The sequence below is a fragment of the Thiobacillus sp. genome, from assembly GCF_024708915.1.
Genome location: NZ_JANJXQ010000095.1, coordinates 1 through 18,477, shown reverse-complemented (window position 1 = coordinate 18,477; position 18,477 = coordinate 1). Strand labels below are relative to the sequence as shown.

The 18,477-nt window shown below is 65.0% G+C and carries 17 protein-coding genes and 2 tRNA genes; 7 read left to right on the top strand and 12 right to left on the bottom strand.

Annotated elements, in window-relative coordinates; translation table 11 throughout:
* Both dksA and Q0L94_RS07535 read left to right on the top strand, forming a co-directional pair.
* A partial coding sequence (dksA, locus tag Q0L94_RS07540; protein ID WP_296751986.1) for an RNA polymerase-binding protein DksA occupies positions 1-388 on the top strand: 388 nt, incomplete at its 5' end.
* Between the two features lie 66 nt (positions 389-454).
* Positions 455-898, top strand: coding sequence for a hypothetical protein (locus tag Q0L94_RS07535; RefSeq protein WP_296751984.1), 444 nt, complete (start codon positions 455-457; stop codon positions 896-898).
* Between the two features lie 91 nt (positions 899-989).
* Here the strand turns inward: Q0L94_RS07535 and pnp are convergent, their stop codons facing one another.
* From pnp to rimP, 7 genes are all read right to left on the bottom strand, one after another.
* Positions 990-3,110, bottom strand: coding sequence for a polyribonucleotide nucleotidyltransferase (gene pnp, locus Q0L94_RS07530; protein WP_296751982.1), 2,121 nt, complete (start codon positions 3,108-3,110; stop codon positions 990-992).
* A 125-nt stretch (positions 3,111-3,235) separates the two neighbouring features.
* A complete protein-coding gene (gene rpsO, locus Q0L94_RS07525; RefSeq protein WP_296751981.1) occupies positions 3,236-3,505 on the bottom strand; it encodes a 30S ribosomal protein S15 in 270 nt (89 codons plus the stop codon).
* A gap of 88 nt (positions 3,506-3,593) precedes the next feature.
* The gene (gene truB, locus Q0L94_RS07520; RefSeq protein ID WP_296751976.1) at positions 3,594-4,490 is read right to left on the bottom strand and encodes a tRNA pseudouridine(55) synthase TruB; all 897 of its coding nucleotides are present in this window, start codon (positions 4,488-4,490) and stop codon (positions 3,594-3,596) included.
* Complete coding sequence (rbfA, locus tag Q0L94_RS07515; protein WP_296751973.1) at positions 4,487-4,861, bottom strand: 30S ribosome-binding factor RbfA; 375 nt, start codon at positions 4,859-4,861, stop codon at positions 4,487-4,489. The genes truB and rbfA overlap by 4 nt, the downstream gene beginning before the upstream one ends.
* A 90-nt stretch (positions 4,862-4,951) precedes the next feature.
* Positions 4,952-7,723: a translation initiation factor IF-2 gene (gene infB, locus Q0L94_RS07510; RefSeq protein WP_296751970.1), complete on the bottom strand. Its 2,772-nt coding sequence runs from the start codon at positions 7,721-7,723 to the stop codon at positions 4,952-4,954.
* Between the two features lie 9 nt (positions 7,724-7,732).
* On the bottom strand, positions 7,733-9,211 hold the full coding sequence (nusA, locus tag Q0L94_RS07505) for a transcription termination factor NusA (RefSeq protein WP_296751967.1): 1,479 nt from the start codon (positions 9,209-9,211) through the stop codon (positions 7,733-7,735).
* Positions 9,212-9,233: 22 nt separating this feature from the next.
* A complete protein-coding gene (gene rimP, locus Q0L94_RS07500) occupies positions 9,234-9,719 on the bottom strand; it encodes a ribosome maturation factor RimP (RefSeq protein ID WP_296751987.1) in 486 nt (161 codons plus the stop codon).
* A 314-nt stretch (positions 9,720-10,033) separates the two neighbouring features.
* On the opposite strand from rimP, the gene Q0L94_RS07495 reads away from it, so the two are divergent.
* On the top strand, positions 10,034-10,390 hold the full coding sequence (locus Q0L94_RS07495; RefSeq protein ID WP_296751965.1) for an MmcQ/YjbR family DNA-binding protein: 357 nt from the start codon (positions 10,034-10,036) through the stop codon (positions 10,388-10,390).
* A gap of 222 nt (positions 10,391-10,612) precedes the next feature.
* Here Q0L94_RS07495 and gcvA read toward each other — a convergent pair whose 3' ends face one another.
* On the bottom strand, positions 10,613-11,524 hold the full coding sequence (gene gcvA, locus Q0L94_RS07490; protein ID WP_296751962.1) for a transcriptional regulator GcvA: 912 nt from the start codon (positions 11,522-11,524) through the stop codon (positions 10,613-10,615).
* Positions 11,525-11,753: 229 nt separating this feature from the next.
* Between gcvA and Q0L94_RS07485 the strand changes: the two genes are divergently transcribed.
* From Q0L94_RS07485 to Q0L94_RS07470, 4 genes are all read left to right on the top strand, one after another.
* Positions 11,754-12,035: a hypothetical protein gene (locus Q0L94_RS07485; protein WP_296751961.1), complete on the top strand. Its 282-nt coding sequence runs from the start codon at positions 11,754-11,756 to the stop codon at positions 12,033-12,035.
* Between the two features lie 30 nt (positions 12,036-12,065).
* Complete coding sequence (locus Q0L94_RS07480) at positions 12,066-13,208, top strand: FAD-dependent oxidoreductase (protein WP_296751958.1); 1,143 nt, start codon at positions 12,066-12,068, stop codon at positions 13,206-13,208.
* Complete coding sequence (locus tag Q0L94_RS07475) at positions 13,205-14,245, top strand: alcohol dehydrogenase (RefSeq protein ID WP_296751955.1); 1,041 nt, start codon at positions 13,205-13,207, stop codon at positions 14,243-14,245. Before Q0L94_RS07480 ends, Q0L94_RS07475 begins: the two co-directional genes overlap by 4 nt.
* A gap of 73 nt (positions 14,246-14,318) precedes the next feature.
* Entirely contained in the window at positions 14,319-15,530 is a 1,212-nt protein-coding gene (locus Q0L94_RS07470) for an MFS transporter (protein ID WP_296751952.1), read from the top strand.
* 694 nt (positions 15,531-16,224) lie between these two features.
* On the opposite strand, the gene Q0L94_RS07465 is transcribed toward Q0L94_RS07470, so the two are convergent.
* The 4 genes from Q0L94_RS07465 to uvrC form a co-directional block, all read right to left on the bottom strand.
* Positions 16,225-16,298, bottom strand: a tRNA-Cys gene (locus tag Q0L94_RS07465).
* Positions 16,299-16,387: 89 nt separating this feature from the next.
* A tRNA-Gly gene (locus tag Q0L94_RS07460) sits at positions 16,388-16,463 on the bottom strand.
* Positions 16,464-16,510: 47 nt separating this feature from the next.
* Positions 16,511-17,080, bottom strand: coding sequence for a CDP-diacylglycerol--glycerol-3-phosphate 3-phosphatidyltransferase (gene pgsA / locus Q0L94_RS07455; protein ID WP_296751949.1), 570 nt, complete (start codon positions 17,078-17,080; stop codon positions 16,511-16,513).
* A gap of 5 nt (positions 17,081-17,085) precedes the next feature.
* On the bottom strand, positions 17,086-18,477 hold a 1,392-nt coding region (gene uvrC, locus Q0L94_RS07450), incomplete at its 5' end, for an excinuclease ABC subunit UvrC (RefSeq protein ID WP_296751946.1).

Below are 18,477 nucleotides of genomic sequence, written 5' to 3'. Positions count from 1 at the left end.
CAAGGCCAAAAAAGGCGAAGAGTACATGAACGAGAAGCAGCTCGCGCATTTTCGCAAAATGCTGGAAGCCTGGAAAGCCGAGCTGTCGCAGGACATCGACACCACGCTGCATTCCATGCAGGACGAGCAGACCGTGTTCGCCGACCCCAACGACCGCGCCACGCAGGAGTCGGACATGGCGCTGGAGCTCAGGAACCGCGACCGCGAGCGCAAGCTGATCAAGAAGATCAACGAAACCATCGCCAAGATCGACAGCGGCGACTACGGCTACTGCGAATCCTGCGGCATCGAGATCGGGCTGGACCGCCTGCAGGCGCGCCCGACCGCCACCCTGTGCATCGACTGCAAGACGCTCGAGGAGATCCGCGAACGTCAGGTCGCCAAGTAGTCCTGCACAGCGGGCGGACCGGCAATCCGGTCCGCCTTGCCCTCGCGATCCACGAATCCCCGTTCCATGGCAGATACCGAAGAATTCGACCGCTACTACAATGGGCTACTTTACAGCGTGATGCGCTGGGACCAGCTGACGGCCTTCTGGCAGAAGGTGGACGCCGGTGCAGGCTGGTATCTCTATGCGGTCGGCCAGGCGGCGCCGCAGGTGCCGTCGGGGGCCGACAAGGTGCAACAGTTCATGCGCGAGCTGGATGAACTGTTGCGGCGCGAGCATCACGAGGACTATTGCGCGATCGTCTACGCCGACGACCTCGAGGCGCCCAACTTCATCAAGATCTACGATCCCAACCACCTGGGCAGCTCGTGCGGTTCCAGCTCGATGAAATCCTCGGTGCTGCCGGGCTGGCTGATGAGCAAGACGCCGCCCCGCGAGCTCGAGATTCGCGGCGTCGTCACCGGACAGCGCAAGCGCTGGTGGCAGGCTTTCCTGGGCGAGTCGAGCTGATCGTCCGGCGTCCGGGCAATGAAAAACGCGCCGGTTCGGCGCGTTTTTCATTGGGGGAACCCCCCGCGCCGCAGGGCGCGGGCAAGCGGCTTCAGCCGGCCTGTTCCTCGTCGGTGGGCGAGGGGGCGGGGCTCTCCAGCAGGGCCTTCATCGACAGCCGCAGGCGGCCCTTCTCGTCGGCCTCGAGGATCTTCACCCGCACGACCTGGCCTTCCTTCAGGTAGTCGCCGATGGTGTTGACGCGCTCGTGGGCGATCTGCGAGATGTGCAGCAGGCCGTCGCGGCCCGGCAGCACGTTGACGATCGCGCCGAAGTCCAGCAGCTTGATCACCGGGCCTTCGTAGACCTTGCCGACCTCGACCTCGGCGGTGATCTCCTCGATGCGCTTCTTCGCCAGCTCGCCCGCTTCCATGCTGGTGCAGGCGATCTTCACCGTGCCGTCTTCCTGGATGTCGATCTGGGTGCCGGTTTCCTCGGTCAGCGCGCGGATGACGGCGCCGCCCTTGCCGATGACGTCGCGGATCTTCTCCGGGTTGATCTTCATCGCGATGATGCGCGGGGCGTAGGCCGACATTTCATGGGCGCCGGTGACCGCGCCCTTCATGATGCCGAGGATGTGCATGCGGCCTTCCTTCGCCTGCGTCAGTGCGGCGTGCATGATCTCCTTGGTGATGCCGGTGATCTTGATGTCCATCTGCAGCGCGGTGACGCCGGTTTCGGTGCCGGCCACCTTGAAGTCCATGTCGCCCAGGTGGTCCTCGTCACCGAGAATGTCGGTCAGCACGGCGAAGCGGTTGCCTTCCTTGATCAGGCCCATGGCGATGCCGGCGACGTGCGCCTTCAGCGGCGCGCCGGCGTCCATCAGCGACAGGCAGCCACCGCACACCGAGGCCATCGACGACGAGCCGTTGGATTCCGTGATCTCGGACACGACGCGCATGGTGTAGCCGAATTCCTCCTTGCTCGGCAGCACCGCCAGCAGCGCGCGCTTGGCCAGACGTCCGTGGCCGATTTCGCGGCGCTTGGGCGAGCCGACGCGGCCGGTCTCGCCGGTGGCGTAGGGGGGCATGTTGTAGTGCAGCATGAAGCGGTCGGAGTACGAGCCCTCGAGCGCGTCGATCATCTGCTCGTCGCGGCCGGTGCCGAGCGTGGTGACGACCAGCGCCTGGGTCTCGCCGCGGGTGAACAGGGCGGAGCCATGGGTGCGGGGCAGCACGCCGGTGCGGATGGTGATCGGGCGCACGGTGCGGGTATCGCGGCCGTCGATGCGCGGCTGGCCGGACAGGATGCGGTTGCGCACCACGCCGGCTTCGAGCCGGTGGAACGCGTCCTTGACGTGGTTGGCAGCGACGGTATCCATGTCGGCGCTGATCAACTCGGCAAAGGCCTTGCTGCGGACTTCGTCGACGGCCGTCATGCGGGCCTGCTTCTGCTTGATGTTGTATGCCTGCTGCAGGCCGTCCTCGGCCAGCGCCTTGAGGCGCTCGACCATCGCGGCGTCTTCGGCCAGCGGCTCCCAGTCCCAGGCGTCGGCGCCGGCTTCGTCGGCCAGTTCGTTGATCGCACTGATCGCAGCCTGCATCTGGGTGTGGCCGAACACGACCGCGCCCAGCATGATGTCTTCGGGCAGTTCCATGGCTTCGGACTCGACCATCAGCACGGCGGTTTCGGTACCGGCGACGACCAGGTTGAGCGCGGAATCCTTCAGCTCGGAGTTGGTCGGGTTGAGCACATACTCACCGTTGACGAAGCCGACGCGCGCGGCGCCCACCGGGCCGTCGAACGGCAGGCCGGACAGCGACAGCGCGGCGGAGGCGCCGATCAGCGCGGGGATGTCGGCGCCGACTTCGGGGTTGGACGACATCACGGTGGCGATGACCTGCACTTCGTTGAAGAAGCCTTCCGGGAAGAGCGGGCGGATGGGGCGGTCGATCAGGCGCGAGATCAGGGTTTCGCCTTCCGAGGGCCGGCTTTCGCGCTTGAGGAAGCCGCCGGGGATGCGGCCGGCAGCGTAGGTCTTCTCCTGGTAGTCGACGGTCAGCGGGAAGAAATCCTGACCCGGCTTGACTTCGTTCTTGGCGACCACGGTGACCAGCACCACGGTGTCGTCCATGTTGACGATGACGGCGCCGGAGGCCTGGCGCGCGATTTCGCCGGTTTCCAGGGTGACCTGGTGACGGCCGTAGGTAAACGTTTTCTTGATAGCGCTCACACGAGTTCCTTTCAAAGCAAAAACGCCCCGCAATGGGCGGGGCGTGGGAAATTCAGGGGACAACAAGCCCCATCCACTGTGCCGGTGCAGCGAAGTGCCGGGTCATCACAGTGGCCCTGTCGGGATTACTTGCGCAGACCGAGGCGATCGATCAGGGTCTTGTAGCCTTCGAGGTTGGTGCGCTTCAGGTAGTCGAGCAGCTTGCGGCGGCGGCTCACCATCTTCAGCAGACCACGGCGCGAATGGTGATCCTTCATGTTGGCCTTGAAGTGGCCGGTCAGGTCGTTGATGCGCGCCGTCAGTAGGGCAACCTGCACTTCGGGCGAGCCGGTGTCGGCGGCGGCGCGTTGGTAATTCTGGACGATTTCAGCTTTTTGAGCGACGGTGACAGCCATGGTGTACTCCTTCTGAATCGCGTGGCCTGCGGCTGAGCGGGACACGTTCGGGGAAACCGCGAATTTTACGCGGAAAGTATGGGCCGACTCAAGTCTGTTGTGTGGCAAGCAGGCGGTGAGGGGCCAACTGGCCGGCGTCGGCCTGGGCCAGGCCGAGAAAGCGGTTTGCGGCCGTATACAGGCGCACCAGCCCGGCGTGCGGGGCGGGATGCGCAATGCTGCGGCCCTGGCACAGCGCTGTCGTGCTGGCGTCGTCGAGATACAGCGCCGGCAGGTGGGACACCAGGCAGTCTGCCGGCTGCAGAAGGGCGGTACGCCGGGAGGGATCGAGCGTTTCCAGTTCGGCCAGCGTATGCGCCTGATTCAGGCTGAATCCGCCTGCCGCGGTGCGCGTCAGCGCAGTGAGATGGGCGCCGCAGCCGAGCGCGGCGCCGATGTCCTGCGCCAGGGTGCGGATATAGGTGCCGGCGCTGCATTGCACATCCAGTACCACGCGCGGCGGGGCGCATTCAATCAGTTCCAGTGCGCGGATCGTGACTTTGCGGGGCGGGCGCTCGATCTCGATCCCGGCGCGCGCATATTCGTAGAGCGGACGTCCCTGGTGCTTGAGTGCGGAATGCATCGGCGGAATCTGCTCGATTTCGCCCATGAAGCGCGGCAGCACGGTGGCAATGTCGTCACGGCTGACCGCCGCCTCGCGGGTGTCGAGCACCTCGCCCTCCGGGTCGCCGGTGGTGGTGGTGGTGCCGAGTTGCAGCACCGCGCGATAGTGCTTGTCCGCATCCAGCAGGTAGGCCGAGAACTTGGTGGCCTCGCCGAAACACAGCGGCAACAGACCGTCGGCGAAGGGGTCGAGGGTGCCGGTGTGGCCCGCCTTTTTTGCGTTGAGCAGCCACTTGGCTTTCTGCAGCGCGGCGTTGGAGGTGATGCCGACCGGCTTGTTCAGCAGCAGCACGCCGTCGATAGGCTGGCGGGCCTGCTTCACGCGTCTTTGGGGTGCTTGGCGTCTTCGGCGACGGCGGTTTCGATCAGTTGGGTGAGCTCGATGCCGCGCTCGACCGAGCGGTCGTACACGAACGTGAGCTTGGGCACCACGCGCAACTGCATGCGGTGCGACAACTGCGAACGCAGAAAGCCGCTGGCGCGCTGCAGGCCCTGCAGGCAGGCATCATGCTCGGCCTGGCCGCCGAGTGTGGTGAAGTAGACCTTGGCGAACTCCATGTCGCGGTTGACCTCGACCTCGGTGACGGTCAGCATGCCGACGCGCGGATCCTTCACTTCCTGCCGGATCAGTTCCGGCAGTTCGCGCTGGATCTGGTCAGCGACACGGCGGGCGCGGGGAAAGTCTTTGGGCATGGTTGGGGTGTGAGGCGTTAGGGGTGAGGCGTTAGGCGGAAGTATGGCGCAAATTCGCGCCTCACTCCTGACACCTCACGCCTCACGCATTTAAAGACTGCGCGCCACCTCGACGACCTCGAACACCTCCAGCAGGTCGCCTTCCTGGATGTCGTTGAAGTTCTTCAGGGAGAGACCGCACTCGAAGTTGGCCTTGACTTCCTTGACGTCGTCCTTGAAGCGCTTGAGCGAATCGAGTTCACCCTGGTGCACCACCACGTTGTTGCGCAGCACGCGTACGCCGGCGCCGCGCTTGACCACTCCGTCCAGCACGTAGCAGCCGGCAATGGTGCCGATCTTGGAAATATGGAAGACCTGGCGGATTTCCACGGTACCGATGACGCTTTCCTTCTTCTCGGGCGCCAGCATGCCGGACAGCGCGGCCTTCACCTCATCCACTGCTTCGTAGATGATGTTGTAGTAGCGGATGTCGACGCCGCTGGATTCCGCCAGCTTGCGCGCCGACGCATCGGCGCGCACGTTGAAGCCGATCAGCACCGCCTTGGAGGCGAGCGCCAGGTTGACGTCGGACTCGGTGATCGCCCCCACCGCGCTGTGGATGATGTTGACCTTGACTTCGTCGGTCGACAGCTTGCCCAGTGCGTGCGCCAGGCCCTCGTAGGAACCCTGCATGTCGGCCTTGAGGATGATGGGCAGGTGCTGCACTTCGCCCTGGCCCATCTGCTCGAACATCGATTCCAGCTTGGCGGCCTGCTTCTTGGCGAGCTGCACGTCGCGGAACTTGCCTTGACGGAACAGGGCGATTTCACGCGCCTTGCGTTCGTCCGGCAGCACCATCATGTCCTCGCCGGCCTGCGGGACGTCGGACAGGCCCTGGATTTCGACCGGGATCGAGGGACCGGCTTCGTTCACGACCTTGCCCGATTCGTCGAGCATGGCGCGCACACGACCGAAAGCCTGGCCTGCCAGCACCATGTCGCCGCGGCGCAGCGTGCCGGATTGCACCAGCAGCGTGGTAACCGGGCCCTTGCCCTTGTCCAGGCGCGCTTCGATGACGATGCCTTTGGCGGGGCCGTCGGCTGCCGCCTGCAGTTCCAGCACTTCGGCCTGCAGCAGGATGGCGTCGAGCAGGCCGTCGATGTTGGTGTTGGCCTTGGCCGACACTTCGACGAACTGGGTGTCGCCGCCCCATTCCTCGGGCGTGACACCCTGTGCGACGAGTTCCTGGCGAATGCGCTCGGGGTTGGCATCGGGCTTGTCGATCTTGTTCACTGCCACCACCAGCGGCACATTGGCCGCCTTGGCGTGATGGATGGCTTCGATGGTCTGCGGCATCACGCCGTCGTCGGCCGCCACCACCAGCACCACGATGTCGGTCGCTTTCGCGCCGCGCGCCCGCATGGCGGTAAACGCTTCGTGACCCGGGGTGTCGAGGAAGGTGATGACGCCCTTTTCGGTTTCGACGTGGTAGGCACCAATGTGCTGGGTGATGCCGCCGGCTTCGCCGATGGCCACCCGGGTACGCCGGATGGTGTCGAGCAGCGAGGTCTTGCCGTGGTCGACGTGGCCCATCACCGTCACCACTGGCGGCCGTGCGACCATTTCCACTTCGCCGGTCTCGCCGGTTTCAATGAGGAAAGCTTCCGGCGTGTCGAGCGCAGCCGGCTTGCCGATGTGGCCCATTTCCTCGATCACGATGATCGCGGTTTCCTGATCCAGTACCTGGTTGATGGTCACCATGCTGCCCAGCTTCATCAGCGCCTTGATGACTTCCGCCGCCTTCACCGACATCTTGTGGGCGAGTTCGGCCACGGTGATGGTTTCAGGCACCAGCACCTCGCGCACGATCGGCTCGGTCGGGGCGACGAAGGTGGTGTCATCCTGGCCGGACCTGGACTTACCCTTGCGGCCGCGCCAGCCTGCGTCAGGCGCGGCGCCGCCACGGGTCTTGAGTCCGCCCTTGCGGCGCGCGGCGTCGTCTTTCCAGCTGCTTCCGGCTTTCTTGTCCGGGCCCTTGGCACCCTTGGCAGCAGCCGGCTTGTCCGGCTTGTGCAGGGTTTTTTCGGTGGGCGCAGCCGGCGCGGCGGGCGCAGCGGCTTTTTCCGCTGCCGCAAGCTTGGCGGCTTCGCGCGCAGCTTCCGCCTGTTTGCGCAGGGCTTCGCGTTCGATACGGGCCTTGGCATCCGCCGCCTGACGCTCCTGCAGCGCCTGGTGACGGCGCGCCTCTTCCTCGCGCGCCTTGACTTCGGCTTCGTTCAGGATCGAAGCTTTTTTGATGCGGGTGGTTTTCTTCACCGCTGGGGCGGGTTCCGCAGCTGCGGGCTCCGTAACGGCGGCATCGGGCACGGGCGCGGCTTCAACCGCCACGGCTTCAGCCACCACGGGCTCGGCGACGACGGGCGCAACCTCGGCAGCCGGGACTGCAACCGGTTCGACGACGGGTTCGGCGATGGGGGCTTCGATCGCGCTCTCGGCGACGGGCTGGGCCTGCTCTGCAACCGGCGGGGTGGGGTGTGCTTCCGCGACGGACTCTGTCGCAGGCGGGACTTCGGCCGCCGGTGCGGAGGCATCGCGCTTGACGTAGGTGCGCGACTTGCGCACTTCCACCTGGATGGTGCGCGACTTGCCGGTGCTGTCGGTCTTGCGGATTTCGCCGGTCTGCTTGCGCGTGATAGTGATCTTGGTTTTGCCGGCCTCGGTTCCGCCGCCGTGCATCTTGCGCAGATAGTCGAGCAAATGCGCCTTGTCCGCTTCGGTGACAGGGTCGACGACATCATTTTTGCTGACGCCCGCCGCTTTCAGCTGTTCGAGCAACAGCTGGGGCGGCAGTTTCAGTTCCTGTGCGAATTGTTCAACGTTCATGCAGTCCTCTTAGCCTTGGGCGAACCAGGGCGCGCGTGCGGCCATGATCAATTGTTTGGCACGATCGGCATCCATGGCGGCCATTTCGGTGAGTTCGTCGACCGCCAGTTCCGCCAGATCCTCGGTGGTGTGAACGCCTTTGCTGGCGAGCGTGCGTGCAGTTTCCGCGTCCATGCCTTCGAGCGACAGCAGATCGCCTGCCGAGGCCTCGACCTGTTCCTCGCCGACGATGGCGGCGGTCAACAATGCGTTGCGGGCACGGTTGCGCAGTTCGTTGACCAGGTCTTCGTCGAATGCCTCGATCTCGAGCATTTCGTTCAGCGGCACGTAGGCGACTTCTTCCAGTGTGGAGAAACCTTCGTCGACCAGGATCTGGGCGACCTCCTCGTCCACATCGAGTTTCTCGATGAACAGGGCAAGCGTCTTGCCGCTTTCGGCCGACTGTTTCTCTTCAGCCGTTTCGCGCGACATGATGTTGAGTTCCCAGCCGGTCAGTTCGGACGCCAGGCGCACGTTCTGTCCGCCGCGACCGATCGCCATTGCCAACTGCTCCTCGTCCACCACCACGTCCATGCTGTGCTTGTCCTCGTCGACCACGATGGAGCTGACTTCGGCCGGCGCCAGTGCGTTGATGACGTACTGCGCGGGGTCGGCCGACCAGTGGATGATGTCGACACGTTCGCCCGCCAGTTCATTGGTCACCGAGGTGACGCGCGAACCGCGCAGGCCGATGCAGGTGCCGATCGGATCGATGCGCGGATCGTGCGAGACGACGGCGATCTTGGCGCGCAGGCCGGGGTCGCGGGCGGCCGCCTTGATTTCGAGCAGGCCTTCCTCGATTTCCGGCACTTCCAGCTCGAACAGCTTCATGATGAACTCGGGTGCGGTGCGCGACAGCACCACCTGCGGACCGCGGGCGCCGCGGTCGATGCGCAGCAGGTAGGCGCGCACACGGTCGCCGACGCGCAGGTTCTCGCGCGGGATCATCTGGTCGCGATGCAGGAAGCCTTCGACGCGGCCCGATTCGATAATGGCGTTGCCGCGGTCGATGCGCTTCACCACGCCGTTGACCAGGTGTTCCTTGCGGTCAAGGAAATCGCTGATGATCTGCTCGCGCTCGGCGTCGCGGATCTTCTGCAGGATGACCTGTTTGGCTGCTTGCGCGCCAATACGGCCGAATTCGACGTTTTCCAGCGGCTCCTCGATGTAGTCGCCGATCTCGATGTCGGGAATCTTGTCCTGGGCGTCGATCAGCAGAATCTGGTGGCCCTCGGACTCCAGTTCGGCTTCGGACACGACCTGCCAGCGGCGGAAGGATTCGTATTCGCCGGTGTTGCGGTCGATCGACACGCGCACATCGGCCTCTTCCTTGAAGCGTTTCTTGGTGGCGGAGGCGAGCGCCTGTTCGAGTGCTTCGAACACCACCTCCTTGTCCACGTTCTTTTCGCGCGCCAGCGCGTCGGCCAGCATCAACATTTCACGGCTCATCATTCCCTCCAGCGCGGTTAGCCTAAACCATCGGTTTCAGGCGGGCCGCGTCCACATTCCTCAAGTCGACCGACACTTCCGTGCCATCGACGATCAATTTCACCGCATTCTCTTCCAGGCCGACCAGCTGGCCGCTCAGACGGCGCCGGTTGTCCATCGGCACCCGCAGCTTCAGCGTCACCTGTTCACCGGCGAAACGCGCATAGTCCTGCGGTTTGACCAGCGGCCGGTCGAGGCCGGGCGAAGAGACTTCCAGTCTGTCGTAGTCGATGTTCTCTACGGTAAACAGGTGGGTCAGGTGATTGCTCACCGTCACGCAGTCGTCAATCGTGATGCCGCCCGGCTTGTCGATGAAAATCCGGACCAGCCCGCGCCCCGCACGCTCCAGCATCACCAGCTCGTAACCGAGTCCGGCAAGTACAGGCTCCAGGCGGGTGGGCAAATCCATCATCGAAAATCCATCGTTGCTTTGCATCGGGCACAAATAAAAAATGGGCGAACCGCCCATTTGCCCAACGCCATTACACAAATAATCAAGCGGCGAAATTATACCACTCTGACCGGTAGACTGGAAGGGAGATGGTGGCACCGAATCTGGATCGAACCGGTATGTCATCGATGGCGAGGGATTGTAAGCCAGAGCCGGCATTGGCCGCTTGGTGGCGGACATCGTGAAGGCCCCCGAATGCTACGCTAATCAGAAACGGGGCGCCAATCGGAATCTGGGCATCGGCCAGCCCAACACCGATGGCGGCCGGCCGGCGGCCTGTCGCTGATTTTTGGCCCGCACATAAGGAAACACCTTGCCCATGGAGATCGGTCATGATCAAACGTTCTGAAATCTTCGGGTACGCCGAAAAGAAGTACAACGCCAAACCCGACTATCCCTTCAAGAAGTACCCGCGTTACGCAGTGCTCCGCCATTCGGGCGGCCATAGATGGTTCGGCCTGGTGATAAATGTCTCGAAAGACAAGCTCGGTCTCAGGGGCGGGGAAGAGGTCGAGGTCATCAACGTCAAATGTCACCCGGATAAAGTCCATTGCCTCAAGATACTGCCGGGCTTCCGGCCTGCCTATCACATGAACAAGGAACACTGGCTGACCGTGCTTCTCGACGGCCCGGTATCGAAGGACGAGGTCTTGGCGCTTCTCGATGAGAGCCATGATCTCACGAGGTGACGCCTCGCTGGCGTCCAGGTGGGGGCGGTGGTGAAGCGAACGGTGAATGCCTTCGACCCCTGGATGCCACGTTCAATAATACCGACATCCAGGTTCCCGCCTCGGAGATCGCAGACCAGTCCGCCGAGGATTACGACCTGATCGGCGCCATCAACCAGTGCGGCGTCTGGGCCTGCATGAAGCACGAACGCAGGCAGATGCGAAAGCAAGGCAGCGGCGCGATCATGCCCGCGCCTCCTCGATCAGCCAATCGCGAAAGGCCGCCAGCCGGGGCAGGCTGGCGCATTCGGGCCGATAGACGACGTAATAGGCCAGGGAAGATGCGAAGGCGATATGCGGAAACAGCCGCACCAGACGGCCCGCCGCCAGGTCGTCGCGCGCCATGACGCTGCGCGCGAGCGCGATGCCGTGTCCCTCGGCCGCTGCTTGCAGCACCGCCGCGGAGTTGTTGATCCGCATGCCGCGCGCGGTCGCCACGCCGGAAACCCCCGCCTTGCCCAGCCAGACGTCCCAGGTCGGGAAGCCCGCATGGCCGTCCATCGACAGGTCATGGATCAAGGTTTCGTGGGCCAGGTCCGCCGGTGTGCGCAAGCGAGCGTGACGGCTCGCCAGTTCGGGCGAGCAGACGGGATAGATCTCCTCGTCCATCAGTTTGTCCGCGGTCAGGCCTGGCCAATTCCCGGTGCCGTAACGCACCCCGATATCGATGCGCTGCGCGACGAAATCCACCGGTTTGTGGCTGGTGTCCAGCAGCACATCCGTGTCCGGCCAGGCAGCCCGGAAGCGGTCGATGCGCGGCAGCAACCATTTGGCGGCAAAGGCGGGGCTGACCGTCACGGTCAGCACGCCGTTGGCCGAGCCCTCCTGAAGACGCTGCCAGCCCAGCGCCAGCCGGTCGAACCCCGCGCGGATGTCGGGCAGCGCCCGTTCGGCGGTCTGCGTCGCCACCAGTCTGGCGCGGCCGCTGCTGCTACGATGGAACAGCGGTGCACCCAGCCATTCCTCCAGCGAACGCACCAGCTGTCCGACTGCCGCCGGCGTGACGTGCAGTTCCTCCGCTGCTGCGGAAAAGCTCTGGTGCCGGGCGCTGGCTTCGAAGGCCCGCAGCGCATTGAGGTGAGCGGGTGATTTCATGATGAAATAGTTTTTCTTTCAATGCGAGACACTTTAAATGATTTGTCTGTGCGAGAGAATGCGCGAAAAATTCCAGCATGAGCAGGTCGGCCTGATGGTTTCGGCAGGTACTTCTTGCGCGGCGGACAACAGCAGAAATTCTTGCTTCCATCCACCACTTTCCGGCCCGCCATCGAGCGTGGCAGGATGACCTGTTCATTCCCGACCGATCCTGACAGGAGAATCAACTATGGTTTATCTGCAAATCACCCTCCAGATCGCCGACGCCAAGCGCGCGGCCGCCGCGGGCGTCTACCAGCAGTACAAGGCGCCGTTCCTCGACACCGTCGCGGGCGCCAAATCGAAGGAATTGCTGGTGCGCGCCGAGGACGTGCAGGTACTGCACGGTTTCGATACACGGGAAAATGCCGAGGCCTACCTGCAAAGCCAGCTATTCACCGCCGATGTGGTCGGCGGCCTCACGCCGCTGCTCGACGCCGCACCCGACGTGCGCATCTACCAGGTCGCCTGAGCGCGACGGGCGCGGTCCCTGGAACTGACTATGCGAACCCCACGCATCGCCATCGTCGGCGCGGGATTGAGCGGCCTGTACGCGGCCTGGCTGCTGCAGCGTCGGGGTATTCACGATTACGTCGTCCTGGAGGCGCGCACCGTCCTCGGCGGACGCATCGCCTCCTTCGACGCCCCCGCCGATGCTGGTTCGCCGGCCAAGAACCTGGATCGTTTCGACCTCGGGCCGGCCTGGTTCTGGCCAGACTACCAGCGCGAGCTGGACCAACTGATCCGCGAACTGGGCCTGGAGCGGTTCGCACAGCACGAGGCCGGGGACATGGTGGTCGAACGCACTGCGGGCGAAGCGCCCATGCGCACGCATGGCTATGCGAACGTGCCCACCTCCATGTGCCTGCTGGGCGGCATGGGTGCGCTGATCGACGCCTTGCAGCGCGAACTGCCCCCTGAGCGGATCGTCACCGGCCAGGCGGTGCGCCGCCTGCGCCGGCTGGAGCAGTGGATTGAACTCGACAGCGAGGACGCCTCCGGCCAAGCCACGACCTGGCAAGCCGGGCAGGTGTTGCTGGCGTTGCCGCCGCGGCTGATCGCGCACGGCATGACCTTCTCTCCGCCCTTGCCGGAAGCGCTCGCCTCTGCGTGGCGCGATACAGCGACCTGGATGGCACCGCACGCCAAATACGTCGCCGTGTATGAACAGCCGTTCTGGCGCGAACAGGGCCTGTCCGGCGAGGCCCGCAGCGTGCTCGGCCCGCTGGGCGAGATCCACGACGCTTCCATGCCCGGCGGACGCGCGGCGCTGTTCGGTTTCTTTGGCCTGCCGGCTTCCGTGCGTCAGCGTGTGCCTGAGGACGTGTTGCGCCAGCATTGCCGGGCGCAGTTCGCGCGCCTGTTCGGGCCGCAGGCCGCCACGCCGGTGGCGGACACGATCAAGGATTGGGCGTTCGATCCCTTCACCGCCACGGCGGATGACCTGCTCAACGGCGGCCAGCATCCCCATGCGCCAGCCTCCGCAGCCGCTTCCGGCCCGTGGCAACATGGCTTGACCGGCATCGCCAGCGAATGGTCGCCACAGTTTCCGGGCTATGTCGCCGGCGCCATCGAGGCGGCTCGCCTGGGGGTGCAGGGGTTGACCGCGCGGACTCTGTCCTTGCCTTTGGAGCCTCGTCCATGAAGACAAGCTATCGCGCCATGCAGGTCGCCACACCCGGCGCCCTGGAACTGGTGGAGCGTCCCATCCCCGAACCCGGCGTGGGCGAAGTGCTGATCGCGGTGGAGGCCTGCGGCGTTTGCGGGGCGGATGCCGCCGACATCGAAGGGGCCGACCCGACGCTGCAGCCGCCGCGCGTGCCCGGCCATGAGGTGGTCGGCCGCATCGCCGCGCTGGGCGCGGGCGTGCCGGCGCGCTGGCGGATCGGCCAGCGTGTCGGCGTGGGCCGCCTGGGCGGCCACTGCAACGAGTGCGAACCCTGCCGCCAGGGCTTGTTCCAACTCTGCCGTAACCAGCCCTTCGTCGGCGCGTCCTGCGACGGCGGGTATGCGGAGAGCATGATCGCGCGCAGCACGGGGCTGGTGTCCATTCCCGACGAACTGAATGCCGAGGAAGCCGCGCCCATCCTGTGCGCCGGCCTGGCGACCTTCAACGCACTGAAGAAGTGCGGGGCTGAAGCGGGCGATCTGGTCGCCATCCTCGGCATCGGCGGGCTGGGCCACATGGCGCTGCAGTACGCGCGCCGGATGGGTTTCAAGGTTGCGGCCATCGGGCGCGGGCAGGACATCGCCGCGGATGTGTTGGCACTGGGCGCTCACGTCTATATCGACACGCGTCAGGAGGATGCCGCCGATGCACTCAAACGCCTGGGCGGCGCGATGGCCATCATCACCATGATCGGTGACGCCGCGGCGATCGCGGCCGCACTCGATGGCCTGGCGCCGCGCGGACGGCTGGTGCTGCTCGGCGCGGGCAAGGACCCGCTGCCGGTACCAGCCGGCTTCCTGGTCGGCGGCGAGCGCAGCGTGCTGGGTTCGATCACCGGCTCGCCTTACGAGAACGAGAAGACGCTGAACTTCAGCGTGCTCTGCAACGTGCGGCCGTTGATCGAGACGCTGCCGCTGGAGCGCGCCAACGAGGCCTATCAGCGGATGCGCTCGGGCGACGTGAAATTCCGCATGGTGCTGACCATGGACGATCGGCGCCCAGCATCGGCATGACGGGCCGCGCAGGCGGCTCCCCTCATCACCCAAGAATCAAAGGCATCTTGTGTCAAACCCTGAAACGGCATCATTGAACGACACATTGCCCACCCTGTCGGAGCGCGACCAGCGCGGCAACATCGTCCGCCTCACCCTGGCGCAGGCGCTGGCCGGTGCGAACTCGGTGGTGGTCTATGCCACGGGTGCGATCATTGGTCACATGCTGGCGCCGAACAAGACGCTGGCCACGCTGCCGGTCTCGATCTTCGTCGTCGGCATGGCGGCGTGCATCCTGCCGGCCGGCGCCATCGCCCGGCGCTACGGTCGCCGCGCGGCCTTCCTGGCCGGTACCGGCTGCGGCGTGCTGGCCGGTCTGCTGGCGGCCGTCGCGGTGGTGCTCGGCTCGTTCTGGTTGTTCTGCCTGGCGACCTTCTTTGGCGGCGCCTATGCCGCCGTGGTGCTGTCGTTCCGCTTCGCGGCGGCCGATGGAGTCGACCCCTCCAGGCGCGCCCGCGCCTTGTCCTTCGTGATGGGGGGCGGCGTGGTGGCGGGCGTCGTGGGGCCGCAGCTGGTCACCCACACCATGTACCTGTGGCCGGCGCACATGTTCGCCGCTACCTTCGTCGCGCAGGCGGTCGTCGCGGCCCTGTCGGCACTGGTGTTGCTCGGCGTGCATCTGCCGATGCCCAGCGCGGCGGAAGTCGCGGGCGGTCGTCCGTTGGGTGTCATCGCACGCCAGCCGCTGTTCATCACTGCCGTGATCTGCGGCGCGGTGTCATACATGCTGATGAACTTCCTGATGACCGCTGCACCCCTGGCGATGCAGATGTGCGGGCACTCCCAGGAAAGCTCCAACCTGGGCGTGCAATGGCACGTCATCGCCATGTACGCGCCCAGCTTCTTCACCGGCCACTTGATCACGCGCTTCGGCGCTGGCCGTGTCGTGACGGCGGGCCTGCTGCTCACCGGCCTGTCCGTTGCCGTGGGTCTGACGGGGGCCGATATTGCCCACTTCTGGCTGACCCTGATCCTGCTCGGTGTCGGCTGGAACTTCGGCTTCATCGGTGCGTCCGCCCTGGTGCTGGAATGCCACCGCCCGGAGGAGAAGACCCGCGTGCAATCGCTCAACGACTTCATTGTCTTCGGCACGATGGCGGTGGGTTCCTTTGCTTCCGGCAGTCTGCTGGCGGCCTACGACTGGAACACGGTGCTGTGGGTATCGTTTGTGCCGCTGGTGCTGGCGGTGGCGGCGCTGGCGCTGACCCGTCCGGCGAAAGTGGCCGTCGCCGTGGGTAGCCCGTAAGGCAGCGGCCGGGGCGAGGTTGGCGCGAGTCGGCCTCGTTCTGCCCAGCAAGGGTCCCCGAGCAGAAGCCTCTCCGACCTTCACCCGCGTAGCTCGCAGCACGTCCTGACGGCAGATAGACAGAAGCCGCCCCTGCAGAGGCAGGGACGGCTTCCAGATTGGTGCCCGAGGCCGGAATCGAACCGGCACGCCTTTCAGCGAGGGATTTTCTTACCACTTCGGTTTTCACCGCCGGCGCATGCGCCGTTCGTGGTCTGGAGCACGCCTTCACCGTAGCCTTGCGGCCGTAGGTGCCCGCCGTCTGCTCTCTACACCTTCCCGGGCACCGTGCCTGGGCTTGGCTCGGCGTTGGCTCGGATGCCGGGGCACCCAGGGCTTTCGCCGACTTTGACGGGCTTCACTTCGGGCGTTTCCCCCCGAAGGCTCAAATTGTTCAAGTCCCTTGTGTCTACCGATTTCACCACTCGGGCATTACACGATGCACTGGAGCCTGCGCTTCTCTCTGCTGGCTCCTGCTGGGCTCCTGACCCTCAAGCCGAGCTGCGAAGCTACGCCTTGGGACATCCGCTACCCGTTGCCACTATCGACCTTCTGCCCCGGCGGCGCAGGCAGAAAGGACTTGGCAGAACGGATTTCAGTCCCTTGTGCCACCCAATTTCACCATCCGGGCGAAGCGGACAGCTGACGCTGAATCTGGAGGCGCGTGCCGGAGTCGAACCGACCTACACGGATTTGCAATCCGGTGCATAACCGCTTTGCTAACGCGCCCAAGTTGAATACCGCCGGGATGGGCGGTAAACCGCTTAAACGAAAAGGGGAAAACATCCGGACTTAGCCTTCTGTTTTCCCCAGAATACTGGAGCGGGAAAGGAGGTTCGAACTCCCGACCTCAACCTTGGCAAGGTTGCGCTCTACCAGCTGAGCTATTCCCGCGTTGAAGGCTGCGCATTATGGGGATTTCGTTTTTTTCTGTCAATACCTCATGGAGATTTTTGCAGGGCGCGTGCCGCCATCACCAGGTAATACGCCATCGATACCAGGGTGAGCAGCGCGGCGACCCAGATCAGCAGCGTGCCGATGGCGGCGATGGGCAGGCCAGCGAACGGGGTGAAGTACAGCAGCAGCACGATGGCGATCATCTGCGCCGCGGTTTTCAGCTTGCCGACGAAGGACACGGCCACGCTGGCCGATTTGCCGGCCTTGGCCATCCACTCGCGCAGGGCGGAAATGGTGATTTCGCGGCCGATGATGATGAGCCCGATCAGCGGCGCCACCCGGTCGAGGTCGATCAGCACGATCAGCGCGGCGGCGACCATCAGCTTGTCCGCTACCGGATCGAGAAAGGCGCCGAAGGCCGAAGTCTGGCCGAGTTTGCGGGCCAGCCAGCCGTCGAGCCAGTCGGTCAGCGCCGCCACGCCGAAAAAGGCTGCCGCGAACAAATTGGCCTCGTACGGCGTCACCCAGCCGTCGGGCAGATAGAACACGCCGGCCATCAGCGGAATGAAGAGGATGCGCAGCCAGGTGAGCAGGTTGGGGAGGTTGAGCGGCATCGGCGTCAATGGAGGGCGTTATAGATGGTTTCCGCCAATTCTCGGCTGATACCGTTGACCGTGGCAAGCGCGTCGACGCCGGCGTCGCGTACGCCCTGCAGGCCGCCGAAGTGCTCGAGCAGCTGTTTGCGGCGTTTGGGGCCGATTCCGGGGATGTCTTCCAGCGTCGACTGCACGCGTGCCTTGCCGCGTTTGGCGCGGTGGCCGGTGATGGCGAAACGGTGCGCTTCGTCGCGCACCTGCTGGATCAGGTGAAAACCGGGGTGATCCTTGGCCAGTTTCAGTTCGCGGCCGTCGGCGAAGATCAGGGTTTCCAGCCCGGGCTTGCGCGCCTCGCCCTTGGCCACGCCGAGCAGCGGCACCTCGCCCAGCCCGAGTTCGGTCATCGCCTCGACCGCCATTGCGATCTGTCCCTTGCCGCCGTCGATCAGCAGCAGGTCGGGCAGCACGCCGTTTTCCTCGATGCTTTTGTGGAAGCGCTTGATCAGCGCGGCGTGCATCGCGGCGTAGTCGTCGCCCGGGGCGATGCCGCCGATGTTGTAACGCCGGTAGTCGGATTTTTTCAGGTCGTCGCCTTCGTAGACGACGCAAGACGCGATGGTCGCTTCGCCCATGGTGTGCGAGATGTCGAAGCATTCGATGCGCTTGAGCGCCGGCAGGTCGAGCGTGTCGCGCAGCGCGGCAAGCCGCTGCGACTGGTTGGCGCGCTCGGCGCTGCGGCGTTCTGCCGACAGCCGCGCGTTGGCCTGCGCCATGGCGAGCCAGACCTTGCGTTCGCCGGTGACGCGGTGCTGCAGGCTGACTTTCTTGCCGGACTGCTCGGTCAGTAGCGCTTCCAGCGCATCGGCCTCGATCGCTTCGTTGACCAGGATGCGCGGCGGAATGGGGTGGTCGAGGTAATGCTGGGCGACGAAGGCCTCCAGCGCTTCGGCGGGCGTCGCGCCTTCGCCGTGCTGAGGAAAAAAGCTGCGATCGCCGAGATGGCGTCCGCCGCGGACCATGGTCAGGTTGACCGCGATCACGCCGCCAGCCTCGGCTGCCGCGATCACATCGGCGTCGGCTTCGCCGCCGGTGCTGTCGACGAACTGTTTTTCCCGCACCGTCGCCAGCATGCGCAGGCGGTCGCGCAGCAGCGCGGCGGTCTCGAAATCGAGCGCCGCGGCGGCGGCGTTCATCTGTTCGGTGATCTGTCCGGTCAGCCGGGTGGCTTCGCCATGCAGGAGTTGCGCAGCCTCGGCGACGTCGCGTGCGTAATGGTCGGGCGCGATGTGGCCGACGCAGGGTGCGGTGCAGCGCTTGATCTGATACAGCAGGCACGGCCGCGAGCGGTTGGCGAACACGCTGTCCTCGCAGGTGCGCAGCTGGAACACCTTCTGCAGCAGCTGGATGCTTTCGCG